This window comes from Thermococcus coalescens, from assembly GCF_055392585.1.
On sequence record NZ_AP043764.1, the window covers coordinates 284,061 to 310,321 of the forward strand.

Annotated in this window: 28 protein-coding genes; 4 read left to right on the plus strand and 24 right to left on the minus strand. The window is 54.9% G+C overall.

The window, feature by feature from the left end:
- Positions 1 to 86: 86 nt before the first annotated feature.
- From ACZ5M3_RS01625 to ACZ5M3_RS01735, 23 genes are all read right to left on the minus strand, one after another.
- On the minus strand, positions 87 to 2,285 hold the full coding sequence (locus ACZ5M3_RS01625) for an elongation factor EF-2 (protein WP_464839987.1): 2,199 nt from the start codon (positions 2,283 to 2,285) through the stop codon (positions 87 to 89).
- Between the two features lie 121 nt (positions 2,286 to 2,406).
- Positions 2,407 to 3,486 (minus strand): HD domain-containing protein, encoded by a 1,080-nt coding sequence (locus tag ACZ5M3_RS01630; RefSeq protein ID WP_464841015.1) that lies wholly within the window; start codon positions 3,484 to 3,486, stop codon positions 2,407 to 2,409.
- Positions 3,487 to 3,538: 52 nt separating this feature from the next.
- A complete protein-coding gene (locus ACZ5M3_RS01635) occupies positions 3,539 to 4,294 on the minus strand; it encodes an ABC transporter ATP-binding protein (protein WP_464839988.1) in 756 nt (251 codons plus the stop codon).
- Positions 4,291 to 4,752 (minus strand): hypothetical protein, encoded by a 462-nt coding sequence (locus ACZ5M3_RS01640; RefSeq protein WP_464839990.1) that lies wholly within the window; start codon positions 4,750 to 4,752, stop codon positions 4,291 to 4,293. Before ACZ5M3_RS01640 ends, ACZ5M3_RS01635 begins: the two co-directional genes overlap by 4 nt.
- Positions 4,749 to 5,516: a hypothetical protein gene (locus ACZ5M3_RS01645; RefSeq protein WP_464839991.1), complete on the minus strand. Its 768-nt coding sequence runs from the start codon at positions 5,514 to 5,516 to the stop codon at positions 4,749 to 4,751. The genes ACZ5M3_RS01640 and ACZ5M3_RS01645 overlap by 4 nt, the downstream gene beginning before the upstream one ends.
- Before the next feature lie 4 nt (positions 5,517 to 5,520).
- Entirely contained in the window at positions 5,521 to 6,429 is a 909-nt protein-coding gene (locus ACZ5M3_RS01650; RefSeq protein WP_464839993.1) for a hypothetical protein, read from the minus strand.
- A 164-nt stretch (positions 6,430 to 6,593) separates the two neighbouring features.
- Positions 6,594 to 7,652: a hypothetical protein gene (locus ACZ5M3_RS01655; protein ID WP_464839994.1), complete on the minus strand. Its 1,059-nt coding sequence runs from the start codon at positions 7,650 to 7,652 to the stop codon at positions 6,594 to 6,596.
- The gene (locus ACZ5M3_RS01660) at positions 7,616 to 8,689 is read right to left on the minus strand and encodes a hypothetical protein (RefSeq protein ID WP_464839996.1); all 1,074 of its coding nucleotides are present in this window, start codon (positions 8,687 to 8,689) and stop codon (positions 7,616 to 7,618) included. Before ACZ5M3_RS01660 ends, ACZ5M3_RS01655 begins: the two co-directional genes overlap by 37 nt.
- A gap of 47 nt (positions 8,690 to 8,736) precedes the next feature.
- Positions 8,737 to 9,060, minus strand: a complete 324-nt coding sequence (locus ACZ5M3_RS01665; protein WP_464839998.1) for a hypothetical protein — start codon at positions 9,058 to 9,060, stop codon at positions 8,737 to 8,739.
- Between the two features lie 318 nt (positions 9,061 to 9,378).
- Positions 9,379 to 9,642 (minus strand): type II toxin-antitoxin system RelE family toxin, encoded by a 264-nt coding sequence (locus ACZ5M3_RS01670; RefSeq protein ID WP_464839999.1) that lies wholly within the window; start codon positions 9,640 to 9,642, stop codon positions 9,379 to 9,381.
- The gene (locus tag ACZ5M3_RS01675) at positions 9,632 to 9,817 is read right to left on the minus strand and encodes a hypothetical protein (RefSeq protein ID WP_464840000.1); all 186 of its coding nucleotides are present in this window, start codon (positions 9,815 to 9,817) and stop codon (positions 9,632 to 9,634) included. Before ACZ5M3_RS01675 ends, ACZ5M3_RS01670 begins: the two co-directional genes overlap by 11 nt.
- 47 nt (positions 9,818 to 9,864) lie before the next feature.
- The gene (locus tag ACZ5M3_RS01680; protein WP_464841016.1) at positions 9,865 to 10,671 is read right to left on the minus strand and encodes a GTP cyclohydrolase IV; all 807 of its coding nucleotides are present in this window, start codon (positions 10,669 to 10,671) and stop codon (positions 9,865 to 9,867) included.
- 72 nt (positions 10,672 to 10,743) lie between these two features.
- Positions 10,744 to 12,135 carry a 5-methylcytosine restriction system specificity protein McrC gene (locus ACZ5M3_RS01685; protein ID WP_464840001.1) on the minus strand — a complete coding sequence of 464 codons (1,392 nt, stop codon included), beginning with the start codon at positions 12,133 to 12,135 and terminating at the stop codon, positions 10,744 to 10,746.
- Positions 12,132 to 14,282, minus strand: a complete 2,151-nt coding sequence (locus ACZ5M3_RS01690) for an McrB family protein (protein ID WP_464841017.1) — start codon at positions 14,280 to 14,282, stop codon at positions 12,132 to 12,134. Before ACZ5M3_RS01690 ends, ACZ5M3_RS01685 begins: the two co-directional genes overlap by 4 nt.
- A gap of 60 nt (positions 14,283 to 14,342) precedes the next feature.
- Positions 14,343 to 15,113 (minus strand): DUF4129 domain-containing protein, encoded by a 771-nt coding sequence (locus ACZ5M3_RS01695; protein WP_464840002.1) that lies wholly within the window; start codon positions 15,111 to 15,113, stop codon positions 14,343 to 14,345.
- Positions 15,101 to 15,511 (minus strand): DUF1699 family protein, encoded by a 411-nt coding sequence (locus ACZ5M3_RS01700; protein ID WP_297093042.1) that lies wholly within the window; start codon positions 15,509 to 15,511, stop codon positions 15,101 to 15,103. Before ACZ5M3_RS01700 ends, ACZ5M3_RS01695 begins: the two co-directional genes overlap by 13 nt.
- A gap of 4 nt (positions 15,512 to 15,515) precedes the next feature.
- The gene (locus ACZ5M3_RS01705) at positions 15,516 to 16,763 is read right to left on the minus strand and encodes a DUF530 family protein (protein WP_464840003.1); all 1,248 of its coding nucleotides are present in this window, start codon (positions 16,761 to 16,763) and stop codon (positions 15,516 to 15,518) included.
- Positions 16,760 to 17,920 (minus strand): DNA topoisomerase IV subunit A, encoded by a 1,161-nt coding sequence (locus tag ACZ5M3_RS01710; protein ID WP_464840004.1) that lies wholly within the window; start codon positions 17,918 to 17,920, stop codon positions 16,760 to 16,762. The genes ACZ5M3_RS01705 and ACZ5M3_RS01710 overlap by 4 nt, the downstream gene beginning before the upstream one ends.
- On the minus strand, positions 17,913 to 19,607 hold the full coding sequence (gene top6B / locus ACZ5M3_RS01715; protein WP_464840005.1) for a DNA topoisomerase VI subunit B: 1,695 nt from the start codon (positions 19,605 to 19,607) through the stop codon (positions 17,913 to 17,915). The genes ACZ5M3_RS01710 and top6B overlap by 8 nt, the downstream gene beginning before the upstream one ends.
- A gap of 2 nt (positions 19,608 to 19,609) precedes the next feature.
- Positions 19,610 to 20,308, minus strand: a complete 699-nt coding sequence (locus ACZ5M3_RS01720) for a KH domain-containing protein (protein WP_464840006.1) — start codon at positions 20,306 to 20,308, stop codon at positions 19,610 to 19,612.
- Between the two features lie 10 nt (positions 20,309 to 20,318).
- Positions 20,319 to 21,092, minus strand: coding sequence for a serine protein kinase RIO (locus tag ACZ5M3_RS01725; protein ID WP_464841018.1), 774 nt, complete (start codon positions 21,090 to 21,092; stop codon positions 20,319 to 20,321).
- A 21-nt stretch (positions 21,093 to 21,113) separates the two neighbouring features.
- Positions 21,114 to 21,479 carry a translation initiation factor eIF-1A gene (eif1A, locus tag ACZ5M3_RS01730; protein WP_464841019.1) on the minus strand — a complete coding sequence of 122 codons (366 nt, stop codon included), beginning with the start codon at positions 21,477 to 21,479 and terminating at the stop codon, positions 21,114 to 21,116.
- Between the two features lie 85 nt (positions 21,480 to 21,564).
- On the minus strand, positions 21,565 to 21,867 hold the full coding sequence (locus ACZ5M3_RS01735; RefSeq protein ID WP_464840007.1) for a hypothetical protein: 303 nt from the start codon (positions 21,865 to 21,867) through the stop codon (positions 21,565 to 21,567).
- A gap of 72 nt (positions 21,868 to 21,939) precedes the next feature.
- On the opposite strand from ACZ5M3_RS01735, the gene ACZ5M3_RS01740 reads away from it, so the two are divergent.
- The 4 genes from ACZ5M3_RS01740 (at position 21,940) to ACZ5M3_RS01755 (ending at position 24,706) form a co-directional block, all read left to right on the plus strand.
- Positions 21,940 to 22,734, plus strand: coding sequence for a metal ABC transporter ATP-binding protein (locus ACZ5M3_RS01740; RefSeq protein WP_464841020.1), 795 nt, complete (start codon positions 21,940 to 21,942; stop codon positions 22,732 to 22,734).
- Positions 22,731 to 23,552: a metal ABC transporter permease gene (locus ACZ5M3_RS01745; RefSeq protein WP_464840008.1), complete on the plus strand. Its 822-nt coding sequence runs from the start codon at positions 22,731 to 22,733 to the stop codon at positions 23,550 to 23,552. Before ACZ5M3_RS01740 ends, ACZ5M3_RS01745 begins: the two co-directional genes overlap by 4 nt.
- Positions 23,553 to 23,613: 61 nt before the next feature.
- The gene (gene rnhB, locus ACZ5M3_RS01750; RefSeq protein WP_464841021.1) at positions 23,614 to 24,261 is read left to right on the plus strand and encodes a ribonuclease HII; all 648 of its coding nucleotides are present in this window, start codon (positions 23,614 to 23,616) and stop codon (positions 24,259 to 24,261) included.
- 298 nt (positions 24,262 to 24,559) lie between these two features.
- Entirely contained in the window at positions 24,560 to 24,706 is a 147-nt protein-coding gene (locus ACZ5M3_RS01755; RefSeq protein WP_464841022.1) for a PIN domain-containing protein, read from the plus strand.
- A 153-nt stretch (positions 24,707 to 24,859) separates the two neighbouring features.
- Here the strand turns inward: ACZ5M3_RS01755 and ACZ5M3_RS01760 are convergent, their stop codons facing one another.
- On the minus strand, positions 24,860 to 26,245 hold the full coding sequence (locus ACZ5M3_RS01760) for a dolichyl-phosphate-mannose--protein mannosyltransferase (protein WP_464840009.1): 1,386 nt from the start codon (positions 26,243 to 26,245) through the stop codon (positions 24,860 to 24,862).
- Positions 26,246 to 26,261 lie beyond the last annotated feature (16 nt).

The window sequence follows — 26,261 nt, forward strand, 5'->3', positions numbered from 1 at the left end:
CCGCGTTTGGTTAAGGGTGATCTGGCAGGAACGAACGTGTGAAAGGTTAAAAGCCGGAAGAGAAAAGCTTGGAGGGCGAAAAGCCCTCACTGCTGCGGGCAGACGTCCTGCTCCTTCGGCGGGTTCGGGTCGAGGCCCTTCCTCTGCCTGATCTGCCTGATGATGTTGACGGCGAGCTCGTTCGGGACGCGCTTGAAGCCCGCGTGCTCGGTGCTCCAGAGGGCCCTTCCACTGGTGGCACCGCGGATCGCGCCAGCGAATCCGAACATCTCGGCGACCGGGGCCTCGGCGATGATGATCATGACCTCGCCTTCCTGCCTCATGTCGATGAGCTGGCCGCGCCTCTGGTTGATCTCCCTGCTGACGGCGCCCATGTACTCGTAGGGAACGTTGATGATGACCTTCTGGTAGGGCTCGTAGAGGATCGGCCCGGCCTTCATTATGGCACACTGGATGGCGCCCCTGATGGCCGGGTATATCTGGGCCGGACCGCGGTGGACGTTGTCCTCGTGGATCTTGGCGTCGTGGAGCCTTACCATCACCTTCATGACAGGCTCCCTGGCGAGCGGACCCTCGTCCATGGCCTGGTGGAATCCGTCAACGAGGAGATCCATGACCTCGTTGAGGTACTGGATACCCTTGGTGTTGTCGAGGAACATGTTGCCGTTGTAGATGTCGACGATGCCCTTGGCGACCTCGTAGTCCATACCGAGCTCGGCGAGCTTTTTGGCTACCTCCTTCGGGTTCTTGGGCCTGCCCTCGGGGATGAGGCCCTCACGGATGGCCTGGTATATCTCGTCCGGAAGCGGCTCGACGGTAATGTAGAACCTGTTGTGCTTGTTCGGACTCTTTCCTTCGACTATCGGGCTCATCTTGCTGACGCTCTCGCGGTAAACGACGATCGGCGGGGAAACGTCGACGTCGAGCTTCCAGTCCTCCTTGAGCTTGACGAGCTTGACCTCAAGGTGGAGCTCACCCATACCGCTGAGGAGGTGCTGGCCGGTCTCCTCGTCGATCTTGACGTGCAGGGTTGGATCCTCCTTGGCGAGCTGTCTAAGCGCCTCGATGAGCTTCGGAAGATCCTTGACGTTCTTGGCCTCAATGGCAACGGTAACGACCGGCTCGCTGGTGTAGTGGAGGGCCTCGAAGGGCTCGATCTGCTCCTGGGCGACGGTCTCACCGGCCATGGCATCTCTCAGACCGGTGACTGCGACTATGTTTCCTGCCGGAACGGCCTCCATGTTGACCCTCTCGGGGCCCATGTAGATGCCGACCTGCTGGATTCTGGCCTTCCTCTTGGCGTTGATGAGGTAGACCTCCTGGCCAGTCTTCACGGTACCGCTCCAGACACGGCCGGTCGAGACCTCACCGGCGTGCTTGTCAAGGATGATCTTGGTAACGACCATGACCATCTTGCCCTTCGGGTCGCACTTGAGCATGGCCTGGCCGATCTCGCTCTCAACGTCGCCCCTCCAGAGGTGAGGAATCCTGTATTTCTGGGCCTCAAGGGGGTTCGGCAGGTGCTTAACGACCATATCGAGGACGACGACGTGGAGCGGGGCCTTCTGCCTGAGGGTCTTGAGGTCGCCTGCGTTGGTGAGCTCAACTATGTCCTTGAAGGAGACGCCGGTCTTCTTCATGTAGGGGACGCTGAGGGCCCAGTTGTAGTAAGCGCTACCGAAGGCAACACTACCGTCCTCAACCCTGACCATCCACTGGCTCCTGAACTCCTCCGGGGCGTACTTCTTGATGAGCCTGTTGACGTCGGTGATTATCTTGGCGAAGCGGTTGAGTATCTCGTTCGGGCCGAGCTTGAGCTCCTTGATGAGACGGTCAACCTTGTTGATGAAGAGGACGGGCTTAACGTACTCCCTGAGAGCCTGCCTGAGAACGGTCTCGGTCTGGGGCATGACTCCCTCGACGGCATCAACGACTATGATCGCACCGTCGATGGCACGCATGGCCCTGGTAACGTCACCGCCGAAGTCGACGTGACCCGGGGTGTCTATGAGGTTGATGAGGTAGTCCTGGCCCTCGTAGTTGTGAACCATCGAAACGTTTGCAGCGTTGATGGTGATTCCCCTCGCCTGCTCCTGCTCGTCGAAGTCAAGGACGAGCTGCTTTCCGGCAAGCTCCTCGCTGATCATTCCCGCCCCAGCGAGCAGGTTGTCGCTGAGTGTGGTCTTACCGTGGTCAATGTGAGCGGCAATACCCATGTTCCTGATCCTCTCGGGCTGGGTCATGAGCTCCTTGATCTTCGCAATCATCTCTTCCCTTCTTCCCATTTACACCACCTTCTAACCTGATGAGCTTGTTCACCACTCACTTAAGAAGGCCGGTTATAAATCTTTCCCAGTGGAGAAATGGAGAGATGCTCCGGACGTTCAAACTACTTAAGGTTTTGGGTTATGGAATGAACCCGGCCCGCAGGAATTTCTCAACCCTTTCCACCACGTCCGCCCTCGCGTAGACACCCCAGCGCCAGTGGGCGTCCTTCAGCTCGACCAGAGAGCGGACGAGCGGCGAAACCTCACTCAACCGCTTAAGCTCGCCTTCTGCCTCAACAAAGGCGTTCTTTTCTCCAAACTTCGGCTTCGGGGGATAGTCCACTATCGCCAGGTGGCCGAACTCGGATTCGAGCTCATCCTTCAGCTCTCCAATGGCATCCTCACCGGGGTCTTCGCCGGTGTAAAGAACGCGCTTGTAGAGCCTCCTGTCGTCGATGGCATTTATCAGCTCCCGCACCTCTGGTCTCTCACTCCCCCGAAGCCTCGATACGAGGTCGATCTCGTCCATCGTGCGGATTTCTTCGCAGGGTATAGACTCCAGTTCAACAGCCTTCACGAGCATCGCCCCGGCTATCTTCGACGTGTGGTGCTGGTAAACCGTCGGATACATCATGCTTCTCGCTAGGAGGAGGCTCTGCGCGGCCATGATGCCCTTTTTCCCGACCACCAGCTTTTCCCCATCGTAGCGGAGGTTTCTCACGAGTCTGTCCAGATCGACGAGCCCGTAGGCGGCGCCGGTGTAGTACGCGTCACGCACGAGGTAGTCCATCCGGTCGGCATCGATGTCGCCGCTCACGAGGGGGTGCTTTAGGAGTTTGAAAAACTCCCCGGGAGAATAGCGCTCGCGGACAACATCTCCGATCTCACCGTGCTCCACAATCCAGCGTGTGTTCTCCTCGTGCCTGGGGTAGAGGTCCTCAAGCGTGTGGGAGAAGGGGTAGTGGCCGAGGTCGTGGAGCAGGGCCGCGTAGACGGCTCCTTCCTCGATTTCAGGATTGTGCTCGCGTATCCTCTTGGCGAGGTGGAAGGTTCCGAGCGAGTGCTCGAAGCGGGTGTGCCTGGCGGAGGGGTAGGCGAGGTAAACCAAACCGAGCTGGGTTATCCTCCTGAGCCTCTGAAACTCCGGCGTATCCACGAGCCTGAGGGCGAAGTCGTCGAGCTCGATGTGGCCATGCAGGGGATCGTGGATGAGCTTCATGTTCATCACGCCAACGTGGGAGGAAAAATTAATAAATGTAGTCCTCGAAAACTCAACCGTTGGCAGGAGTCTGCCGACCCTCCTGCCCACGGGAGGGATCCCCCGGGGTCCCTCCCCCTTTTGAACGCCTTATGCGCGGCTTGAAGAGCCTCTCGACTTCTTCCTGCACTTCTTCGGCCTTTCCGCTCAGAACGAGCTTCCCGTTTCCTATGACGACCACCCAGTCTGCTATAGGCATTATCGGCTCCCAGATGTGGCTGATTACCACGAAGTTCGTCCTGCTCTTCATGTCATCGATTATCTCAATGACCCTTTCCATGCTGTCGAAGTCTATGTTCGCCAGGGGCTCGTCGAGGAATATGAGCTCCGGCCGTCCCACGAATGCCTGGGCGAGTGAAAGCCTCTTGAGCATCCCCGAGGAATAGCCGCTTATCCTCTTGTCGAGGAAGGACCTCGCGTCAAAGAGCTCCGCAGCCCTTTCGGCCTCTTCCTCACCAAAGCCCTTGCTCTCCGCGAACAGTGTGAGCCACTCGCGCCCGATGACGAACTGAGGAAAGGCCGGCGGGTCGTAGGCAACGCCAAAGCGGGCCTTCAGCTTTCCGTTGTTCCAGGGTCTTTCCCCAAACACCCGTATCTCGCCGCTCGTGGGTCTGTAAACCCCCGTCGCGAGCTTGAGGAAGGTGCTCTTTCCGCCGCCGTTGGGACCGAGGATGAGGGTTATCCCATTGGGGATTTCAACCGTCACCCCGTCGAGCGCCCTTATGCTGCCGAAGATCTTCCTGAGGTCTTTGGCCTCTATCAGCGTCATCTGACCCACCTCCAGACCACGAGGGCGAGGAGAAGGGCGAAGACCGAGCCGCTCACATAGACCGCGTTCTGAACCTCCCTGGTCGGGTAGTTCTTGATGAAGCGGAAGGAGCAGGTCACCTTGTCCGTACCGTTGTTGATTATCAGGTAGTCCCCCTCCCTGGGGAGGATGAACTGGTACTTTGCGTGGCCGTAGACGGCGTGCCTGTCCACCTGTTTTCCGGTGATGACGTCGTAGACCTCAACTATCCCGTTGCCGTTGCAGGAAGCCTCCACAAGCGAGCTGGTTGGTGTGTGCGCGGTTATCGTGCTGATGCTGGTGACGTTTCCCTGGTGCTCCACAGGAGGGAGGAAGACCGGCCCTATCGAGCCAACTCTGTCCTCGTAGGAGCTGTAGACCCAGAGGGAGCCGGCGGTGAGCATCAGCATCGCCGCGAGCAGAGCCGCCCAGAACCTCACACCACATCCCTCCTCCTGATAAGAATCCACGAGAGGGCAAAGAGCGCCAGCGGAACCAGAAGACCCCAGCCGAGGTACTGCGCGGTGAATGGCGTGAAGTTCGAGCTCCCGCTCCGTGAGATGGCATCGATGAAGAGCTGAGGGGGCATGCTGGAGTTCCCCAAAATTCTGGGTGCGTATATGATGGCAAAGCCCACCATGAAGGCAAGGAAGGCGTTGGGGGAGGCAAGGGAAACCAGCGTGGCGACCGCCATCATGTAGAGCACCAGGAACGCAACGAGGAGCAGTGCATCACCGAGGAAGTTCGAGGTTATCTCGGGGAGGTAGCCGGCCATGCTGGCGTAAGTCGTGAAGGCCATGTACACGAAGGGCAGAAGGACCATCAGGAACCCGTAGATGAGGAAAGAGAGGAGCTTGACGCCGAAGATTTCGTCGTTAGAGTAAGGGAGGGAGTAAACCGAACGCGCCACGCCGCTGTCCCTGTCGTAGCGGAACGTCAGCGCACCGAGTAGCAGGACGAGGAAGCTCATCAGCGTCCAGACATCGTTGAGTGAAAGGAGTCCCTGGATGGCGGTTGACACCCCGGTGGAACGCGAGGCCCCAAAGAGCTGTATATCCGTTCCCGAGGCGAATCCCATGGAATTGCTAACCCCAATGAGGGACTGCTTCATTGACATTCCAGCCAGCAGTATCCCGAAAAACAACAGGATTGCCTTTATCAGGTCGTTCATCTCCCAGCGGAAGAGGGTGTAGAGCCTCCCCATTTCATCACCTCCTTTTTCCAAACCTGGCTATCGTCACAAGGCCGACGAGCATAAGGGATCCGTAGAAAACGTATTTGAACCCTGTTCCTTGCTTTGAGAACGGAACTTCCTCCACCTCCTGAAACTCGGCGTTGGTGTCGTAGAGCTGGAGAACCGGATACACAGAGTAGTCCGCATTTACCTCGTTGAAGTAACATCCCTTGAGGTCGCTGAAGAGCGCGTAGATTATGCCAGCGGTTCTAATGTCCGCGGGGGGTATCAGCATATCGCCCGCTAGGGTTATTCCACTGGCTGGATCATACGTGAATCCGCCGATAATTTCACTGCCGCCCGTTCCAAAGGGGCATTCCCTCCGGTTGCCTGCGGAAAAGCACACCTGAATTGGGCCGGGATCCCTCTGGGCCAGTACCACCCTGCCGATTGGTGGGCCGAAGGTACCGTAGTACGTCACAAGCTTCTTGTCGGTCCCGAGGGTTCCGTTGAGGTAGAGGGGCGGCGCAACGGGTGTTAGATTCACGTAAGGGGCATCGTTGATGTTTTCGGTGGGGTCGTACCAGAGGAACGTGTGTCCATAAGTCCTCCCATCCCGTCCGATGACCATGCCATCCCGCTTTCGTATATAGTAACTCCCACTGATTTCCAGAGATTTCAGGACAATCTTGTACTCCACCCCTCCGGGCCACCAGGTTTTATTGGCTTTAAATGAAACCACCTCCGACTCGTTCCAGAATGCCGGCAGGCCGGTACCGTTCTCCATTATGACATCAACGGTAGCGTTGTGAGCCGTCAGCAGGAAGGCTATCTCTAAATGGGTTCCGTTGTCGTGCTCTATTCGAAAGACGAGAAAAACGTCCCCCGTCGCGTGAATGTTGAAAGGGATCCCACTGTGGTTGTAGAACAGTATCATTGTCATCGGCCGCTCCTTAACACCTAAGGATTCCTTGTACTGCACATACGGTTCATAGGAAAGGGCGGCGTACTTAACATAGACTCCCGGTTTGGCCCAGTATGGTGTTGCATATGCCGGGAAAACAAGAAGAGATATCGTAAATAAAACTCCCAAACCCCAGAGGGTCTTCATTGCCTCTTCCTCCATGCCACAAACAGTGCAAGCACCAGGAGAAGGGCAACGGCCGTGTATAGGTACCTAGTGTCCGTTTCAGACTTTGAAAACTGTACCGTCTCAGCGGCTCCGAACTCTGCATTGGTGTCGTAAAACCCTATTCCGTAGGTGTAGAGCTTCCCCTCCTCCTTGTGGTTCCTGCTCATGTACATGCCCCACTGGTCCATAAAGTATACCAGCTTAACACCGCACGCCGCGAGATCCGGGGCTGTCGGGAAAAAGCCAGTAACGAACATGCCTGTGGATCCGTCAAAATACAGGATCGCATCGGTCCCCGAGAACGAAACCTCCCCAACCGGGGTCTTTACACTGCCACCCCCCGCGGTTCTGACGTAGATCACAGGCTTCGTGAAATTGGAGGTTTTAGTGATTACAGCCACGTCAAGAGGAGTAACGTTCACTACCTTTGAGACGGAATTGCCCGCGAAGCCAACAAGCTGAAACGGCTGATCCACCGTTATAGGAGCGTTGCCCAGATCGTCCCAGAGGATTGTGTGCCCGTAGTTCGTGCCTGCCGTATCGAAGACCATGCCGTCATCCTTTCTAATCTTGTAGGTGCATGAGTATCTTGCCTCTGTGACGTTGAATAACGTCTCGTTGTTAAGGTTCTTCTTTGAGATCAAAGCCGATTCCGGCCACAGCACTACCGTCTTGTCGCCAAACTGCTTTATTGTTACGTTAAACATCTCTAAACTCAGCTTCATGAGCAGGTAGTCCCCCTTGTCGCCCACGATGGTGAACGTCAAATACGTGTCTCCCAGGGCAGACATCTGGATGTATGTGCCGTTAACCTCAAGAACAACATCACCCGTTGAGAGGGATGCACCCGCTGATGCATACTTCTGGGCAATTTCTTCGTGTCTCAATGCGGCGTACTTAACGTAAACTCCCGGCTTGGCCCAGTATGGTGTTGCGATGGTCAATGGAGGCTCCAAGAGCATCAATATGGTCAGGACTGCAACTTTTAACGCCCGCCTCATTGCCTGCCCACCCTCAACAGCTTCAGGTTCCATACTAAAACCCCAACTAGTGTTACAATGCTTGCATAGAACATCCACTTAAGCTCCGTTTTGGTGCGTGGGTAGTGGATATCTTCTTCCGAACTCTCAACTTTTGTTGTGAAGTTCTCTAATACGAGTCCCGTGAGGTAGAAGTTATCACCTTTAACTTCAACATGGTACAGAGAGTACTCATCGACGAAACTTGCGCTCAGAACGCCTAGTGCCCAGAAATCGGGCGCCTCCTGAAACGTTGAAAGAAGGATTCCTCTGGAGGCATCGAACCTGAAAATCATCGCTGAGTATGGGTTATTCTCAATCAGAAAGTCCTTCCTCAGGTGTTGGGTTAGGTTATAGGAGTAGGGTGTCGTGACCACGAGCTTGGTGGGGGGTTCAATTGTTATGTTCCGAGTCTTGAAAACATTATCATTGTCAATTTGAACGCTCTTTATTTTTGTGCTGAGGGGGTGGATTGAAAAAGAGGAGCCGTTGATAAGGGGGCTCATGGGGTCGTCCCAGAGCATCGTATGGCCGTAAACGGTGCCGTCTTTTATCACAATGCTGTCATTAACCCGTATCCTGTACTTCCCGGCTATTGTGAGTTCCCTGAGATGGAAAATATACCACTTCCAGTCTTCGAATCCAGGGTAATGACTATTCACGGTCTTCATGGATATGACCTTTGATTCGTCCCAGAATGAAGGGGGAGAAATGCCAGGGGGTAGAAAGGCGCTCACGTTAACATTCTTGAGGATTATCTCAGCTGTAACGTCCACAAACCGGCCATCTCCTTTCAGATGGAACTTCAGTATTGTTGATCCGTAGGTTTTAATTATGTAAAGCACATCCGAGTAGTTGTAGACCAGGATGGATGTTGTTATCCACTCCAGCCTGTCTCCCTGTGAAAGGCGATAATCAACATACGGGGCATAGTATGTTGCTTCGTAGGTGAGGGAAGCGTTACCAGCCCAGTAAGGGATTGCTAGGGCATACTGGCCTACGCTCAAGATTAGCATTATAGACACTAGAATTGAAAGAGTTGCCTTTGCCATCGTGATCACCTGGAGTTGAACATTTAGGGACAAAATAAGAAAAGGAATTAAATATAAGGCCATCCAGCAGACGATGTAACCGTGTGTGAACCATCGATGTACACTATGGTCTCAGCACCATTTGGCTCGGCTATGACTCTAATCTTTGTCAATATGTGTCCTGGATACGCTCCTCCTCCACCGCGTCTGTATGTGATGTCGTAGTTGGTGTAAGGATGCTGGACATCATACTTAACCCCGATCTCTGTCCAAGAGTATCCATACGAGTCGCTGTTGTATCCTCTAACCGAAGTAACAGCCCACTGAGTTGCTGCCGCGAATCCTGCCGCCACTACCAGCAGACCGAACAGCACGGCAACCAGCTTCTTCATGGTGCCGACCCTCCTGCCCGAGGGGCTGTTGATACGCCCATACAGGCGATTATTTATACTGCCATAGTTATATTTAACTTTTACTTCGAAGTTGAATGTCAAATTCCAAAAAAAACTCGGGAAGATTGAGGAGATGGTGGTATAATGTCACGCATTTAAATGATATTCGCCAAATTAATAACCCTATTATAAATATTTTGTCGAATTAATTTGACAGATAGTGCTGTATGGACGAAAAAATCACGGGGAACAAAGGTGCCGGAAAAATATTGAATCTCGAACTCAACCTCTCCCCAGGGTTACCGTGGGGGCAGTGTCTCAGTACACGTTCTCTCGCTTGCCAACCTTCAGGACCTTTACAATGTGTTCCTTTTTGTCGTACTCAAAGATCACCCGATACTCTCCAACTCTGAGGCGGTAGACGTTTGCATAGCCCTTAAGCTTCTGAACGTCCAGACGAGCGAGGGGGAAGAAGGCGAGCTTTGATATTCGATCCTTGAGAAGCTCCCTTTCAGCATCAGGTAATGAGGAGAGTTCTTTCAGCGCTTTTCTGCTTATAAGAACTCTGTTCTCAAACCCCATGCTTTACCACGTCCCACTCAACGAAGTCGTCCTCTCTACGCTCTTTTATCGCTTCCTCTTCCCACTCCTCTGGCTCGACCTCCTCGATGAGCTGGAGGTTGACCTCTATGAGCTTCCGCAGGAATCTTTCTATCTCGTCTATCCTGTGAAGGACTTCGTTGATGGAGACACCCATACTCCCACCGTCTGGAGTTATGGAAAAACTGTAAAAAGCTTTTTCCTTCAGCTCCACGTCTCGGCTATAACGTCGTGCTTGTGGATGCTCTCGTTGCTGATGACCTTCACGTGGATTCTGCCGTTGAAGCGCTCCTTCGCCTTGGCGAATATCTCCCTGGCAACGTCCTCGACGAACTTGGGGTTGGCGAACATGCCCTGAACAACCGCGTTCTCGTCCACCGTCTTGAGGAGGGTGTACGTTGGGTGGCTGAAGGAGCTCTCAACAACGTCTATCATGTCCTCAAGGGCAATCTCCTCGTTGAAGGCTGTTCTGACCTCAAGCTCCCCCAAGGCCCTCTGTATGTGGGTCTTTCCGTTGTTGTTGGCCATCGCGTGGGGGCAGGCGGTGTTGCCTATCACCTTGACGCGGAGAACCTTTTCGAAGGAGCCGTCGTAGTTCTTGATTACGCCGACTTCCACATCGTATGGCTCGTAGGAGAGCCTTTTGCTCGCCGGCGTCTCGCGCGGGATTATGAGGTGCGTCCTTATCCAGACTTCGGCGCGCTTGTGGGGGTGCTTGCCCTCAAGGCGTCTGATTATCGCCCTGCCGAGTTCCTCAAGCGAGGTGTGGGCCTCCCTAACCTCTTCCTCGACGGCCTCGCTCATGGCCTCGGTTATGCTCTCCACGAGCCTGCTCATGTGGATGCCCTTCTTCTCCTCCGGGACGTCGATGGTTATCTCGAACACGGGAAGGAAGGTATAGACCCTGCCCTTCCAGTTTATTCTCGCCACGGTGCGCAGGTTGGTTATCCCAACGCGGTGAAGGTGCTCTTTGACCTCTGGAACTTCCTCCTGGGTCTCGAATATCGGCATGAACATCACCCTTCTTTTTTAGGGGCATCTAGGAAGGGGGCTTTTTAAATGTACGCCGTGATGTGCTTCCACCTATTTCCCCTCACATAAAGACAGCAGGTGTTCCCTGAGGTTCCTGGCAACCGGATCTCTCAAAACGACACCGTTTCGGGTTACAAACACGTCCGTTCCGACTCTGGAGAGCTCGTATCCAAAGAGTCCAAATGGAGTACCGTCGAAGAAGCTGAGGGTCTCACCGGAGGGCTCAAACATATCCGGGATCCAGTGGTTGTACGCTCCCTCCAGGCGGGGATAAACGATCGCCGCACTTCCGCCGGCGAGGCGCGAATAGGAGTATATCTGATAAAGCTCCTCGCTGTTCCGCACGAGCTTTCTTCGCAACTTTCCCTTCATTTTTACAAGGAGACTGCGGTACTTGACCTCAACCACGCATTTCCCGGAATCTGTTACGACTAAGATATCCGGAAGCGGAGGTCCAAAAGTAAAAACAGCGCCCAGTTCTGCCTCCACATTCCGGGAATCCTTAACAATGTGGGGAAGGACATGGTTCCTGTAGACTATCGCCTCTCCCGCCAGGGCCCTCTTTATTGTGTGATACACCAGGTTCTCAAATAGGTGCGCCATATCTATAAAGACTCCCTGCTGCGCCGTGCTCCTCTGACTTCTTCTGCTGAACCCCCTGAGGATTATTGTTGCAAGGATGTAGACCGGCCTGAACCTCTCGTTCAGGGGGTTGAAGGACACCCTGCTGAAATCGTTTTGATTGAGCTGTCCGACCCCTCTAAAGTACTCAAGAAGGGAGTTAGCTGCCCTTCTCACACCCTCCCACTCTGAATTCTCCATTACCACCTCAAGTGCGGCCCTCAGTATTCTGTTCAGCGGGTTGTCGATTCCAAGGACTGAATGCCTAACGGGGATGTCCAGTCCTCCCGGCGCTGTCCTTATCAAGCGCGAAAGGAGCACCCTCCCCCGGATGGTCTTGGTGCTCTCTTCAAGCTCACTGTACTCCTGATACATACCGTGGAATATCTTCCTCCCCAGCTGGGAAACGTAGAGGTAAAAGAACAGCTCATGGATCAGCTCGCCTTTGTCATGGTAGGTGGAGACGGCTAGCTCTATATCGCGTGGGCTCATACCCAGACTGCCGCTCAGGTTGAGCAGGCTGAGGAACAGCTTCATGGAGCGCCTCTGGTCGGGGTCGCGCCTGTATGGTTTTGGAAGGATCTGTATCATGAACGGCTCATCCCCAAGGTAGTATGCAAAGCCCACACTTCCATGGGCCTGGATGTAGTAATCACCCCTGCTGACGTCGTATCTCAGGCTCAGGACGTCATTTTCATGACCGTAGATCCTGTTGATGAACTCAAAAAACCTCTGGAGTTCTGAAGGGGAGACCTCTATGCCCTCAGCCCTGAGGCTCTGGAGGTACTTCCTCTGGAATTCGTAAAGGGTCACCGCCCTCATTCCGACCCCACCAGCCTGCGGAGGGCATCCATGAATTCGTCAATATCCATCCGAATTATCCTCCCCCTTTCGTCTATGAACTCAAAGCCCGGATAGAGGGATCTGAGGTGCTCCCAGTTCCCGTAAAAGTACTCCTGGAAAAGGGGCAGAACCTTGTGGTAAAATACCTGGTAGAGCGCCTGCCTTGGGTCGTCCGCGGAGGGAACACCGAGAAAGTACCCGTGCCCTATGGTGTAGTCCTTGCCCTTTTCCTGCTCGATGATGGAGTTTATTCTCGTCAGGAGGTGTTCCAGGTCTATCCCATCCACATGCATCCCTCTGAGCTTCCCGGGATCCGGGGACAGTTCCACGAAGGCAAACCTCCTCCTGAGTGCAATATCGAGCATCGCTATGCTCCTGTCCGCCGAGTTCATGGTGGCAACTATGTACAGGTTGGGGGGCAGGGCAAAAAGTTCTCCCGAGTAGGGCAGGGTCACTATGGTCTCGTTTGGGGCACCCAGCCGTTTATCGGGATCGAGGAGGGTTATCAGCTCACCCAGTATTCTGCTTATATTGCCCCGGTTTATCTCGTCAATTATCATGTAGAATTCCCTCCGGGGCTTAATAGCAGTCTTTTTCCCTTTTTTCCTTTCCTCCAGGAACTTCTGGACGGCCAGCTTCATATCTTCATACCCGGCTTTGTTTTCGCGTTCCCGGAGTTCATCCGGCAGGGAGTCGTATATTGCCCGCACTGTCAGGCGCTTAAATACCCCGTCGGAGACACCGTATACAACACTTCCCCCTTTCTCAAAGGGTCGGAACCCCTCCACAAAATCCTCATAACTGTAAGACTGATGGAAGGTGACAAACTCCGCGTTTTTGGCGGTTTTAAGCGCCAGATATGTTTTACCTGTACCGGGCGGCCCGTAGATGATGACCTGCTTGAACCTCCTGAGCAGGGGCTCGAGAAACGTCCCCCTGACTCTCCCGGGCACATGTCCTTTTTTGTGCCCCTCCAGCCCAAGTTTGGGGGCCGCTTCCTTGGATTTGACTTCCCAACCCTGCGCTTCAGACACCTCGAGCTGATAAAGATAGTCCACGTCCCTCCGGAGGAAGTAGTAAAAAGTCCCACCCGAACTTCTGCCCCCGCTCCTCCCAAAGTAGAGGATTTTGCCATCCACTGAGATTCCGGCAAACTTTGGATCAACGACCCCCGGGACATACCTTCCCAGAACCCCATTTCCCAGGAAGTCGTCCACTCCTATTCTTCTGGCTGTGTTAATGACATCAAAAGGTACAAGCCCGGCCTTAAGGTTTCCCCCATAAATGCCCGTTATGACAAAAAGTCCCCTTGAGGTAAATGAGAGGAACACCAGCTCCCCCGGAAGCAGCGCCACTTTCGTCCCAGCGGAACTCATAATGTAAACCTCATTCCCCCCCTTGGTACCGAGGGCTGCCATAAAAGAGCCGTTTTTCAACCATATGTCCCCTACAGGTCTTCCTCCCCGGAGCACGATGCTGGATTTTGAGAGAGTCTCAATGCTGTCCCAGAACTCTTGGGGAGAGTAGTAAGGGAACACTGGAAGGGGAACCTTTCCCAGCTCTAGGCGCGGCTTTTGATTCTCTCTGAATGTATAGAGCAGATAAAGCGAGTCCTCCGTGTCCTTTACCGAATGGATGTACGCAAAGCCATCATGTGGTGTTGGAATCTTAATGACCTCAATACCCGCAGACGCAAAGTATTCCACCTTGTAATCGCAGAACACCACAAGCCTCCCCCTGGGGGTAAAGCTGACATAAAGAGGCAGTCTGGTAAACGTTACTGAGAGCGCCTCGGATTCAGGATCGGCTGCCTGGAGTGGGTATATTTTGACCCCTCCCGTCCCGCACTTTGTAAAGACTGCGAGTCTTCTCTCCTCAGGGAGCATTACCACCTCGTCCGCACAGGGCACTGGAATGCCCTTTTCCCAGCCTTCGAGAGGCTGCCCTCTTGCCCCAAAAACGTGTATAAACCTTGAGTCGTCGTCCAGTCTTACCATAACTGCCAGATATCCCCCGGTGGGAAAGAGCTTCAGGTCTTCAACGACGAAGCCAAAGTCCCCATACTCGGCGTCCAAGAACCTGTTTATGGAATACATCGAGGTCTTCATCGGCACGGGACGGATCATTACAACCACCAATAGAAATAAAGGCGATCCGGTTATTAAGTTTTCTCCGCTCCACATCGACTATTGCAGGAAGGACATCAGCCTCTCGTAGCTCTCGCGGGCGGCCGCGACATCGGTCTCGTCCAGCCTGCGGGCGTATTTGGCCTTCTCGAATATCCTCGTGAGGACGTCGAGGTCTTCAAGGTCAGGAAAGACCTTCCTCAGCTTTTTCTCGTGCTCCCAGTGTGTCCAGCTCTTCTGATACGGATAGCCCCTCATAACGAGGCCGGCCACGACGTTCTTGTACATCCTTATTACCCTCTCCGCGGGGGTGCCCTCTATGGAGTCGTACGTTAGCGCTGGCTCAAACCTGACCTCGAAGGGTGTGACGTACCTCTTCCGCCTCTTTACGGTGAGAAGAAACAGGACGAAGACCATGAAGGGGATGAAATAGAATATCCCTGGGAGCTCCCGCAGTGTGACGACGAAGTCTCCGGAGGTAACGTTGTACCAAACCCCCGAGAGGGTTTCTCCAACCCTGCCGCCGTTCACGAGCTCTTCCGGCTTCTTTTCGAAGAGTAGTTTGAGAGCAACGAAAATCGAGAGCAGAATTATTGCGCCGGCGAGAATGTTGCCCCTCCTGGTTTCACGCGCCCCCCTCTCAAAGTTTCCCTCAAGAAGCATCTTCAGCACGTAACCTGCGGCCGCAAACAGAAACAGGTTCGCGAAGAAAAAGACCCATTCGAAGTTGAAAACCGTAGTGCCCCCGTGAACCGTCGTCCTGCCCAGGAGTGCGGAGACCAGGATAAAAGACGCAAAAAGAACCAGGTACAGGCTCCTCACTCTCTCCATTGCCGGACACCCAGCTGCTCGATCATGTAGTAAACCGTCCGGAGCGGGATGCCCATCCTGGCGCTTATCTCCTTTGGAGGAACACCGTTCATTATGAGGTTTTGAACCTCCTTAATGGTCTTCTCATCATATTTCCTGGGCCTCCCCCGGGGGTAGCCCTCGGGAACGAGCTCTATACCCATCTGTGCGAGGGCGTTAATCGCTTTCTTGGAGACCTTGGGGTAGAGGCTCGGGGGACAGCTTATGCGCCTGACGTTGGGAGCTCGCTCAAGAATTCTCACGAGTATCTCCTTCGTCGGACGGAGGTTTACGTAGACCTCCGTAACCTCCTCGCTCAGAACTTCGTTGAGCTTCCTTATGAGCTCGGAATTGTTACGGGCCTTGACCTCCACCCTCATAGACTCACCCCTGAAGGAGGGCCAAAAACTGTTTGGCCTTATCGCTCTTCGGCAGAAACTTCTCAAACTTCTTCGTGTTGGCAAAAAGGGTTCTATGAAGGCCGGAAATCACGAACTTCCTGATGGCCTCCTCAAGTTCGTCTCTCGGAACGCCGAGGAGCTCGGCGACTCTGTCCTCTCTGTACTCGCTCATCCCGTAGAGGAGAACAGCACCCAGCAGGTAGTTGGGGATGTTGGTTATGTCCTTCCTTTTTCCAACGAGGGCATTCTCCATCTCGCACTTCCTTATGATGAGCATACTGCCGTGGCCGGTTCTGAAGCCTGGCTCGTTCCGGAAGGGGAGGTCAAATATTGAGTAGTGGCAGTCTATGCAGAGCTTTATGTTGGGATAAAGGCCGAGGGTTTCCCTCTCATTCTCGGAGGTCAGAAAGTAGTAGCGGAAGAGGTCGAGGCCAAGTTTTTCGGCACCGGTCTCGGGGTCGAGGACGGAGTAGGCCAGAGAGAGATTGTCAACTGTGTAGTGGTTGTTTATGAGCACCCCCTTCGTCTTGACGAAGCTGAGAACGCGCCAGCGGAAGCGTCTCCCATAGCGTTTTCTCAGCTCCCCCTCTATGTCGGCATCAGCAGGGAGGTCGAGCCTCGCCTTTTTGAGCCTGTTGTTCTCCCAGTACTCGACCTCTATCCTGAGCCCGCGAGTCCTAACGGTTCCCTTCTCGCGGAGCTTGCCCTTTATGAACTTGAACGACTCTCTGACCGCTATGCTTTCCCTGGCGAGGAGCCTCAGGACGTCACCGGAGTAGGCTAAGTGAGGTAGAATCTCTATCCTGCCGAGTCCAACGTTTCTCGGGACGGCATCGACGTCCTCAACGTTCTCCTTCGTGAGCTCCTTGAGGGTCACCGGTTTCTTTCCGAGGAAGAAGGTGTAGTTGGCGGAGATGAGGGCAATGGCCATCTTGTGGGCGGTTATTGCCGCGCGGAGCCTTTCGAGGGCAAGAACCCTGTTGCGCTTCTTCTTGTAGATCCACTGGATGTGGGGATCGCGGTCGCGCTTGCTCACGCCCCTGACGGAGGGAGTGGTCTCACCAACCCTCCTTGATAGGTCGTCTTCAAGCTCCTGGAGGAGGGATAGGTTTTCCCTGAGGCGGTAAGAAATGGACGGGATGTCGAAGGTCTCAAATAACCCGTCCATGTCTATCCCGATGTCGTCCAGTATCTTGTTCACCTGCGCGACGAGTTCCTCAGTCGTCGTCATGGCAGGAGCTCACCGTTGTTTATCTTCTCAGGCAGGTACCTCTTCGCCACGAACTCAAGGCTCTTATTCGCTAAGGCCTGCTGCTCTATCCTGACCCCCATCTTAACGGCCATCTTGAGCTGCCTCTGCCACTCCCTGTTCTGGAACCACGGGTACTCCATCTCCTCCAGAATACGCTTGTAGTCGCCGGTTGGGCCGCCCTTCTTGTTCGGAGGAATTCCCTTGAGCTTCTCGGTGACGTTCCTGAGACCGTATCTCTCTATGTCGTCCATCGTCATTCCCACGAACTTCGCCTCGGGCGTTGCCAGCTTGTCGCTGAGGTATGCAAGGTTGATTGAGCCCTGCTTTATTGTGGAGTAGATGTACCAACCGTAGGGGTCTCCGTCGGTGAAGACTATAATCGGCAGTCCCTCCTCGTAGTGGAGCCTGTGGATGAGCCTCCTGACGCCGCGCGAGGCCTGTCCCTGCGTTGCTATGATGAGGGCCTTCTCCTTCTTCGGGAACTTTTCCTCAATCAGCCTGTCGGCCATAGCGGCCGTCTCGACAACGAGCGCGTAGTCGACGTTGACCTCGACGAACTGGAGGTGCTCGACGGTTCCGGGGACTGCCCAGCCGCCCATACCGAGCTTGCTGGTGTTGAACTCGTCCTCGCCGTCGCGTATGACTATGTCGCCGTAGATGTAGCCACGCCTGTCAGCGGTGAGGTGCATCTCCTCACGCAGGACGCCGAGCATCCTCTCCAGATCCTCGATTATGGGGTCGCTCTCGCGCTGATCCTCGAAGGTGTTCTCCTTCGTTCCTGGGATGGTGTGCTTGTTGGCGTAGTAGGCTTCACGAAGGCTGGCGTGCTTGCCCTCGCTTACCAGCCTTTTAACGTAGGCCATTATGAGGAGCGTCTGCATGAACTTTCTGGCGTGGGCCACGTTGAGGAAGTAGCGCCTTGAGAGCTTGTCACCCATCCTGATAACGCGCCTCTTCTCGTCAAAGTAGACGTTGTTCAGTCCGCGCATCGGGATGTCAAAGTAGGGGTTCTTCCCGGCCTTTATGTCCTCAAGGACCCTCCTTCCGTACTCCTCAAGCTTGGTGAGCACTCTCGTCGGGTCGTAGGAAAAGCGCTCCCTGGGCTTCTCTCGTTTGACGGCTTTGGATTTAGGCATTCTCGCTCACCTCTTTAAGCTCACCCTCTTTGGATGCAAAGCGGCTCTCTATGAAAGTCAGGAAGTAGCTCTTAACGGCATCCGCCTCCTCTCCCGTCAGGATGCTCAGGGCCCTCGCTATCTCGGGCACGTACTTCTCAAAGGTCTTCTTCCTCTTGACCTGGTAGAGCTTCCTGTGCTTGCCGCTGAGATACGTCTGGAGCCTTCTGGCGGCGTCCATTATGGCCAGCCTTATCTCGTTCTGGATCTCCTCGACGTTGGCTATGCTCTGCTTTCCAGTGCCGGTGTATGGGACGTGGACGCTGATGACGTTAATCATGAGAACCACCGGCGCCCTCTCCAGGTCGTCGACCTTGTAGCGCCTCCAGTCTATCGACCGCGCCGCGAGAGTTGTTACACACGAGCCCGCATCGAAGAGCAGCGGGACCCTGTTGGCATAGCGGAGGAGCTCAAAGCCACTCGGGATTTCACCCCCGTAAGCCAAACCCACCTCAACCTGGAAGGGTATTCCGCCGGAGTAGACCTTCGGGGACCTCGTTACAGCGGTGACGAACTCCGGCTTGAGGATCCCCCTGAGGCCCTTCTCGATGTTCTCCTCGCCGATAGGCCTAAGGCCGTGGGTCGGCGGGGCCAGGAACTTCATGTACTTGAAGGCCTCGACTATCTCCTCCGCCTCGTGCCAGCTGAGCTTTTCGGGCGGCTTCTCCATAAGCTTCGCCACCTGCTTGACCACCTTCGTGTATCCCCTGAAGGAGCGGAGAACGGCCTTGACCTCGCCCTTCATGAGCCTCTCGTAGAGCTGCTCCTGGACGTTCTTGTCCTCCTCGGTCTTTATGAGCCTCAGCGCCGCTATGTACTCGATGAGCTCATCGACCTTCTTGTCGCTTATCCTTGAGAACTCACCGATGAGGAAGCGCTTCACGGTGTTCCTCCGGGTCTTCTTGGCCATCCTGTAAACGTCGTCCGTGAGAACGCCGCGCGGGTGGGGCTTCATCTCGACCGGCGGTTCAGGGATGTATTCGCTCGACCTCGGAAAGACTATGAGCTTTCCGTCCGGCTCTATGAGCTCTATGTGGGCGTGGGGGTTAGCTATGGCGGTCAGCTTGAGGTACCAGTAAACGCCCTGCTTCGAGCGTATGTAGCGGACGTTCTTCACCTCGAGTTCTATCCTAGTGCCGCGCCAGCCCTTTGGATTGGGATGCTTCTCCTTTTTGACTATTTTACCCTCGTTTTTGTCAACGTCGATCTTAACCCATGCCTCAATGGTTTTATCGCCGCCGGTGGAGGTTATGACGCGAGTTGCCTTTCCGCTCGTTATCTGGGCGAACATGACGGCACCGCTTATACCTATACCCTGCTGGCCGCGGCTCTGTATGTTCCTGTGCGCCTTGGTTCCTGCCAGCATCTTGCCGAAGACGTGGGTTATGTACTTCTCCGGGATTCCCGGACCGTTGTCCTCAACGATGACCTTGTAGTGCTCCCTCCCGAGCTCCTCTATCTCGACGCGGATGTAGGGAGGAATTCCGGCCTCCTCACAGGCGTCGAGGGAGTTGGTCACCGCCTCGTGAACGACCGTGGTCAGGGAGCGTATCTTGCCGGTGTAGCCAAGCATGGCCGCGTTCCGTCTGAAGAACTCGCTGACACTCTGAACCTTGAACTCCTTAAACAGCTGACTTGCTTCAGCCATTTTCACTCCTCCCCGTTTTTCTCCAGTTCGCCGCCAAGGGCCTCGTAATAGCTTATGCTTTCCAGTTCAAGGTCCTTCTTCCTGCGCTCCAGGTATTTGTAAACGACACCGTGTGGAGAGCCCTTGGCGAGCTTTTCTATGGCGGTTTTGGCAACCTCAGCCTGAATTGGGTTGCCGATTATGGCTACCGTCTTACCGTAAACGCTCACATCCGCCCCGCTCATCTCTTCGATTATCTCCCTCGTTCTGCCTTTTCTCCCGATTATCCTTCCCCTGACGCGCGGAAGGGCGTTCTTGTCATTGCCGATGACTATGTCGGTAAGGTTGACCACCTCAAGGACTTCACCCTCGTTGAAGAGCCTGAACGCCCTCTCCGGCGAGAAGCCCCTCCCGATGGCCATGACAACATCGCGTGCCTTCCACACCGCCAGGGGGTCGTCGGTCTCTTTCGTGGCGGTTATGAACACCTCACCTGTCTCGCTGTCGATCTCTATCTTGGTCTTCGTTCTCCTCTCTATCTCCTTCTTGGTCTGTCCCTTCTTCCCTATGACAACCGCCACCCTGTCACGGGGGATCCTCACGAACTCCTCCTGCTCTCCCAGGGCTGCGTAGGTTATCTCCTCCTCCGGAGTTTTCCTGATGGGCCTGCCGTCCTTGTCAACGCGCTCGTACTTCTTAAGGAGTCTCTCAAACTCGTCCATACTCTCACCCTCACTCTATCAGCTCACGGAACTTATCATCGAAATCATCAACATCGACGCCTTTCCTACCGAAGTAATTGATGACGTTCCTCAAGTCCCTCTTCAGCAACTCGACGCTCATCCTGTTCCTCTTAACGGTCGCCTGGGACCAGTCTATGACCACCGGCCCGTCGTGGAGCAGTATGTTGTACTCGCTCAGGTCTCCGTGAACCATATCACCCCTCTTCCAGAGCCTCTCGATGACCCACATCGTGAAGTCGTAGAGCTCCTCGAACTCGCTGGGCTCAAGCTCGCGCTCTATGTCCTTGAGCCTTGGAGCGGGTAGCTCGTCACCTATGAACTCCATCACAAGGACGTTGTTGCGGAAGATCACGGGCTCGGGAACGCGAACCGCATATTTTATAGCCCGCTGAAGGTTCTTAAATTCCCGCCGCGTCCAGACGAAGACGAGCTTTCTCATGTCCTTGGGGAGATATCCCACCCTCGGATCAGCGGCGAGGTACTCCCATATGCGCCTGAACTCGGTGGTGTATGTCCTGTATATCTTCACCGCTACCCTCTTGCCCTCGCTGTCGATTCCGGCAAAGACGTTCGCTTCTTTCCCCGTGCTGATTACGCCGTAAAGCACCTCAACTTTTCCCCTCCGGTGAAGATACGCCAGAGTTTCTTTGGTAGTTCTGTCGAAGACCTCGTTGGCTATTTTATAGAGCTCACTGTCCTTTTCGCGCCTCTCCCTGAGGCCGAGCATGTCCTCGATCTCTCGCTCGATGATGTCCTCGCGCATCGCTATCACGCAGAGCCATGCTCAGAAGAGCATCTCGCCGCCGGTGAGGAAGTCCTGGCTTATCTTGCCCCTCCGTAGGAGCCAGTCGACCTGGGTTCTGGTGTAGCGGTACACTATGTCCCCTCTCTCGTCAGTCTGAACCGGCCAGGGCTGGACTATGACGACGTCGCCAACGCGCATCCACATGCGCCTCTTCAGTTTGCCCGGGATCCTGCATCTCCTGATTTTTCCGTCCTCGCAGCGGACGTCCATCCAGCCGGAGCCCAGGGCCTGTTCTATCACTCCAAAGAGCTGTCCTTCCTTTGGCAGGGGGACGCGGATAACCTCATCACCCTGAACCTGCCTGTTCTTTTTCTTTCCTCCTCTTCCACCCCTATGGTACGCCATGAGCATCACCTCCAGCGAGTAGGTTCGAGCCCTTATAAACTTGAGCCTTGCAAAAATTTTCTAATGGGAGTACAGGTCTGTGCTTTTAAAATTTTTGCACAAAGCCCCTGAGGGAATAAGCGGTCAAGACGACACCTAGCACCAGAAACGCCCAGCGCAGCCGGCCCGGAGAAACGTACCACACCAGGATTGCCAAGACTCCCACGGCCAAGTACTTGGCCAGCGCCTCCGTTCTGGAGAGAACGTTCTCCGGCACGATCGAGACTGTGATAAAGGCCATCAGCACAGTTCCCCAGGAATCGCGGCTGAGAATGCCGACCACTACCCCCACGAGGCCGGCAAGGAATGCAAGCCTTGTAAACCGGGGCCACCTCGATATGGACTCCATACCTTATCCCCTTCACAAATAACACATGAAAGTTTAAAAGCGCGCGGTTCAATCTGAAGTCCGGAGATGTTCATGGCAGCGGTAATCGCCGAGAACCTCACGATAACCTACGACGGCAGGCCCGCAGTTGAGGGAGTTGACCTCCTGCTTGAAGAGGGCGAGACGCTGCTCCTCCTCGGGCCGAACGGTGCCGGAAAGACCACGCTCCTCAAAACCATAGCATGCTTTCACAGGGAGTACTCCGGAAAGCTCCGGATCTTTGGCAGACCTCCGTGCGATGCGAGAGACATGATAGGCTACGTCCCTCAGAGCCACAGCCTCAACGAGAAGGTTCCGCTGACGGCTTTAGAGGTAGTCGCGATGGGGAGCATCTACAGGAGGGGCTTCGCGCACTTTAAAATACCCCACGAGGTTATGGAGAAAGCTGTGGAGGTTCTCGGCTTTGTCGGGCTGTCCGGCCTTGAGAACAGACTCTTCCGCGAGCTGAGCGGGGGACAGAAGCAGAGGGTCCTCCTCGCGAGAGCGCTCATAAGCGACCCGAAGCTCCTCCTCCTCGATGAACCCCTTTCGGCCCTCGACCCAAGCGCGAGGGTAGAGGTCGCAAACGTTCTTGAGAGGATAAAGCACGAGAGGGGCATAACGATGATAATCACTACACATGATATAAACCCCCTCCTTGAGGTCGGGGACAGGGTAATGCTCCTCAACAGGCGTCTCGTCGCCTTCGGAAGGCCCGAAGACGTTATCCGGGACAGCATTATCAAATCTGTCTACGGCCCACTGGCCAGGGTGGTGCCGGTCGAGGGCAGGCTCTTCTGCATAACCGGCGACGCACACCTCCACGACCACGGGGGTGGAGGGCTGTGATCCCGGAATACCTCCTGCGGGCAGTACTTGCGAGCATCATGGTCAGCGTTCTCCTTGGAATGCTCAGCCCCCTGATCAACGCAAAGGGGCTGGCCTTTCTCACACATGCACTCTTCCACGCGCTTCTCTTCGGGGCGGTTCTGGGGATGGTACTCGGACTGCTCTTCGAGAACCTCTCACTGGTAATGCTCACAGCCCTGGCCGTGACGGTCACCGTGGTTCTCATCATAGCCCAGCTTGAAAAGGCCGGATTTTCCCCGGACTCGGCGGTGGGAATCGTCGCCAGTTTCGTGGCAGGATTGACAGTCCTGGGATTCGGCGTTCTGTACAAGGTCATGGCGGACAGGCCGTACTTTCCCCTCAGCCAGAGCATAGTCTCGTACCTCACGGGCGAAATATTCCTGATAACCTTTAACGACCTCACGGTGCTCGTCATCGGCGGCGCTCTGCTTTTCTTCGCCATGCTATTTCTGTACAGGGACTTTCTGTACCTCAGCTTCGATCCTGAGGGGGTGGAGAGCTACGGGGGCAACGCGAGGGCATATTTGACGATCCTCTACGTCCTCGTCGGTGCAATCGGGGCTTTGATAGTGCAGACCGTCGGGCTGATTACCCTGCAGGTTGTAGCCGTCCTTCCCGGTGCGATAGCGCTGATGGTGAGTTCGGACGTGAGGAAGGTTCTAGCCGCTAGCCTCCTGCTGACCCTCGCGGTACAGCTCTCATCGGTGGTGCTTGCCTACTTCACAGACATACCGCCAAGCGGTCTGGCAACGATAATGCTGGGCGTCATCTACGGCGTCCTTCTCTTCAGGAGGTGAAACCTTGGGCAGAAAACTCGCTGGAATCGATGAGGCAGGTCGGGGGCCGGTGATAGGGCCGATGGTTATTGCCGCTGTAGTTGTTGATGAAGCTAACGTTCCCAAACTCGAAGAGCTCGGCGTTAAGGACTCCAAAAGGTTAACCCCAAAAAGGAGAGAGAGGCTGTTTGATGAGATAATTGTACTTTTAGACGATTATGTAATTCTTGAATTATGGCCGGAGGAGATAGACTCCCGCTCGGGGACGCTCAACGAATTCGAGGTGGAGAACTTCGTCAAGACCCTCAACTCGCTCAAGGTTAAACCCGACGTTGTCTATATCGACGCCGCCGACGTCAAGGAAGTCCGCTTCGGCGAGGAGATAAAGGCAAAGCTGAACTTCAAGGCTGAGATAATAGCGGAGCACAGGGCGGACGACAAGTTCGTGCCCGTCTCGGCGGCCTCTATAATAGCGAAGGTGACCCGCGACAGGGCTATTGAGAAGCTGAAAGAACAGTACGGGGAAATAGGTTCTGGATACCCGAGCGACCCGAGGACGAGGGCGTTTCTTGAGAGCTATTACCGCGAGCACGGCGAGTTTCCACCGATAGTGCGGAGGAGCTGGAAGACGCTGAGGAAGATAGAGGATAAGCTGAAGGCCGAGGGAAAGCCGAAGGAAAAGAAGAGGGGGCAGACGAGCCTGGAGGAGTTCCTGAAGGGGAAAGCCTAACAGGGGGACTTCTTCAAGAACTTCTCCGCTTTCTCAACCTCTCCCTTTCTCAGCATAAGCGAAACGGTGGAGTAAAGGCCAAGGAGTTCAAGGTTTCTCACTTCGATGAGCTCTTCTACGTTCTGATGCGGAAGCCCGCCGAGAGGGAATACTGCGTATCCTCCGTGTGGAGAGTCAAAAGCTACTCAGGAGAAATTAAGAGTCCAGGAAGAGTGCTTCTGAGATAATCTCAACGATTTTTGCGTTAATCGAGGCGAAAAACATTCTCCTCGTTTCTGATTCGAGGGACTGGCTCGCCATCGCCACGCTGGTTCACAACTATTCTCTCCTCCCCCACGACGCGAGGATACTCGCGACGGCACTTGAATACCACTGTGAGAAGCTTGCGACGCTCGATGATGACTTCAAGGGAGTTGACGTGATTGAGATCGTTCCCGGCAGGTAATTTTTGATATTTCTCCTCTGCCTCTTCGAGACTTCTTCCGCTTCCCATGGAACTTCCTGCTGCCCTCCCCCGTAACTTCTGGGGATTTGTGGTATTAGTCTTGCATAAAAGAACATAAAAGGACAGAGATTTCCTCTCATGGAAGAACAAAATCTAACGGCTCAGCCTCAGCCTTATCCTGTCCTTCACTTCCAGCAACCACTCAAGGTACAGCCAGAGGGAGTCAGTGAAGGCCTCCCACCGGAGGAGCTCCTTCAACGCAACGCCCATGACGATAGCGGCCGGCGGGACGAGAACCGTGGCGTAGAAGCTGAACTGGGTCGTTCCACCGAGGATGTACTGGAGGACAAAGAACCCAACGGTGCTCCAGAAGACACCGTACGGTATCAGCAGCTTTCCCCTCCTCCTGTAGAGCCAGGGAAGGGCGAGTATGAACAGAACCATGCTGAGGAGCAGGAACGGGTCTGTCTGGGCGAACACGTTGGGGTTGTAGTGGAAGGGGAAGGCCTTCTTGTTTATGAACCAGTCCCAGACAGGTGAGGCCGCAGGATGGCCGCCCTTATTTGAGAGGTGCCAGCGGAAGCTGCCCAGTATGTCGTCCACCCATTGCTCGAATCCCACCGCCCTTACGGCCACCAGGTTTGGGATGAGGAATCCCAGTGCGGGAATAACTGCTATGGTGAGGATGAAGCCCGTCAGCTTCCGTTCACCCTTAAAAGCCCTTACGAGGAGCACGGGATAGCCGAACGCCCCACTGAGCTTGGCGGCGGCGGCAAGGCCCACCGCAAAGGCGGAAGACTTCCTCCGCTCATAGACCAGCAACGTCGTGAACAGCGCCACGAAGAGCGCCACGTGGATGTCCAGCATGGCCGTTACGGCGGTGGCTTCGAGCGTTGGGTCCGCGACGGTAAATATGAGGGCTATAAGCGCCGCGAGGTAGCTGCCGCTTATCCTGTAAGTTGCGAGAACGACCAGAACGCCTATCAGGACGAAGGCGAATATTCCAGGCAGGCGCCAGTTTATGGGCTCGTCCTCGACAAGCATGCCCAGCATTATGAGATCCTTCCCCAGGAAGGGGTGCTCGGTGTTTAGGTAGTTCTGGATGTTCTCCTTGTCGGGATACCTGTAGCCGGGGACTACGTAGTAGGCATCCGCCGGTATTTCTGCGGACAGGGCATTGAGGAAGCCCTCCAAGTTGCCCACAGGTATCTCAAAGTACACGCCCGGAAACTTGAGGTACTCCCTCTCGTAGGTTGCGTTGTAGCGGAGGGCTATCTTTTCAACGTCGTACTGGTATTTTATTCGGGTGCTCGTGTCTGAGAAGATAACGTTTATCCCGGCCGAATTCGTCGTTTCATTCACGTAGCGAAGCTCAACGCCAAGCCTGTGGAGGACGTTCCTGCTCGCGGGAACGTACCACACCTCGTCTCCGATGTAGTCCCTGAGGTCGGTGCGGGATGCGAAATCGTAGAGATACCAGAATGAACCGATCAGTATAACGGCCGAAATCGCGATGAAGAGGACCCTTTTCCAGTCCATTTTACCACCGGATAGA

Excerpts from the sequence above, each read along its gene's own strand:
- ACZ5M3_RS01625 (WP_464839987.1), bottom strand. The coding sequence starts at position 2,285 with ATGGGAAGAAGGGAAGAGATGATTGCGAAGATCAAGGAGCTCATGACC.
- ACZ5M3_RS01630 (WP_464841015.1), bottom strand. The coding sequence starts at position 3,486 with ATGAAGCTCATCCACGATCCCCTGCATGGCCACATCGAGCTCGACGAC.
- ACZ5M3_RS01635 (WP_464839988.1), bottom strand. The coding sequence starts at position 4,294 with ATGACGCTGATAGAGGCCAAAGACCTCAGGAAGATCTTCGGCAGCATA.
- ACZ5M3_RS01645 (WP_464839991.1), bottom strand. The coding sequence starts at position 5,516 with ATGGGGAGGCTCTACACCCTCTTCCGCTGGGAGATGAACGACCTGATA.
- ACZ5M3_RS01650 (WP_464839993.1), bottom strand. The coding sequence starts at position 6,429 with ATGACAATGATACTGTTCTACAACCACAGTGGGATCCCTTTCAACATT.
- ACZ5M3_RS01655 (WP_464839994.1), bottom strand. The coding sequence starts at position 7,652 with ATGGAACCTGAAGCTGTTGAGGGTGGGCAGGCAATGAGGCGGGCGTTA.
- ACZ5M3_RS01660 (WP_464839996.1), bottom strand. The coding sequence starts at position 8,689 with ATGGCAAAGGCAACTCTTTCAATTCTAGTGTCTATAATGCTAATCTTG.
- ACZ5M3_RS01665 (WP_464839998.1), bottom strand. The coding sequence starts at position 9,060 with ATGAAGAAGCTGGTTGCCGTGCTGTTCGGTCTGCTGGTAGTGGCGGCA.
- ACZ5M3_RS01670 (WP_464839999.1), bottom strand. The coding sequence starts at position 9,642 with ATGGGGTTTGAGAACAGAGTTCTTATAAGCAGAAAAGCGCTGAAAGAA.
- ACZ5M3_RS01675 (WP_464840000.1), bottom strand. The coding sequence starts at position 9,817 with ATGGGTGTCTCCATCAACGAAGTCCTTCACAGGATAGACGAGATAGAA.
- ACZ5M3_RS01680 (WP_464841016.1), bottom strand. The coding sequence starts at position 10,671 with ATGCCGATATTCGAGACCCAGGAGGAAGTTCCAGAGGTCAAAGAGCAC.
- ACZ5M3_RS01685 (WP_464840001.1), bottom strand. The coding sequence starts at position 12,135 with ATGAGGGCGGTGACCCTTTACGAATTCCAGAGGAAGTACCTCCAGAGC.
- ACZ5M3_RS01690 (WP_464841017.1), bottom strand. The coding sequence starts at position 14,282 with ATGATCCGTCCCGTGCCGATGAAGACCTCGATGTATTCCATAAACAGG.
- ACZ5M3_RS01695 (WP_464840002.1), bottom strand. The coding sequence starts at position 15,113 with ATGGAGAGAGTGAGGAGCCTGTACCTGGTTCTTTTTGCGTCTTTTATC.
- ACZ5M3_RS01700 (WP_297093042.1), bottom strand. The coding sequence starts at position 15,511 with ATGAGGGTGGAGGTCAAGGCCCGTAACAATTCCGAGCTCATAAGGAAG.
- ACZ5M3_RS01705 (WP_464840003.1), bottom strand. The coding sequence starts at position 16,763 with ATGACGACGACTGAGGAACTCGTCGCGCAGGTGAACAAGATACTGGAC.
- ACZ5M3_RS01710 (WP_464840004.1), bottom strand. The coding sequence starts at position 17,920 with ATGCCTAAATCCAAAGCCGTCAAACGAGAGAAGCCCAGGGAGCGCTTT.
- top6B (WP_464840005.1), bottom strand. The coding sequence starts at position 19,607 with ATGGCTGAAGCAAGTCAGCTGTTTAAGGAGTTCAAGGTTCAGAGTGTC.
- ACZ5M3_RS01720 (WP_464840006.1), bottom strand. The coding sequence starts at position 20,308 with ATGGACGAGTTTGAGAGACTCCTTAAGAAGTACGAGCGCGTTGACAAG.
- ACZ5M3_RS01725 (WP_464841018.1), bottom strand. The coding sequence starts at position 21,092 with ATGCGCGAGGACATCATCGAGCGAGAGATCGAGGACATGCTCGGCCTC.
- eif1A (WP_464841019.1), bottom strand. The coding sequence starts at position 21,479 with ATGGCGTACCATAGGGGTGGAAGAGGAGGAAAGAAAAAGAACAGGCAG.
- ACZ5M3_RS01735 (WP_464840007.1), bottom strand. The coding sequence starts at position 21,867 with ATGGAGTCCATATCGAGGTGGCCCCGGTTTACAAGGCTTGCATTCCTT.
- ACZ5M3_RS01740 (WP_464841020.1), top strand. The coding sequence starts at position 21,940 with ATGGCAGCGGTAATCGCCGAGAACCTCACGATAACCTACGACGGCAGG.
- rnhB (WP_464841021.1), top strand. The coding sequence starts at position 23,614 with ATGGTTATTGCCGCTGTAGTTGTTGATGAAGCTAACGTTCCCAAACTC.
- ACZ5M3_RS01760 (WP_464840009.1), bottom strand. The coding sequence starts at position 26,245 with ATGGACTGGAAAAGGGTCCTCTTCATCGCGATTTCGGCCGTTATACTG.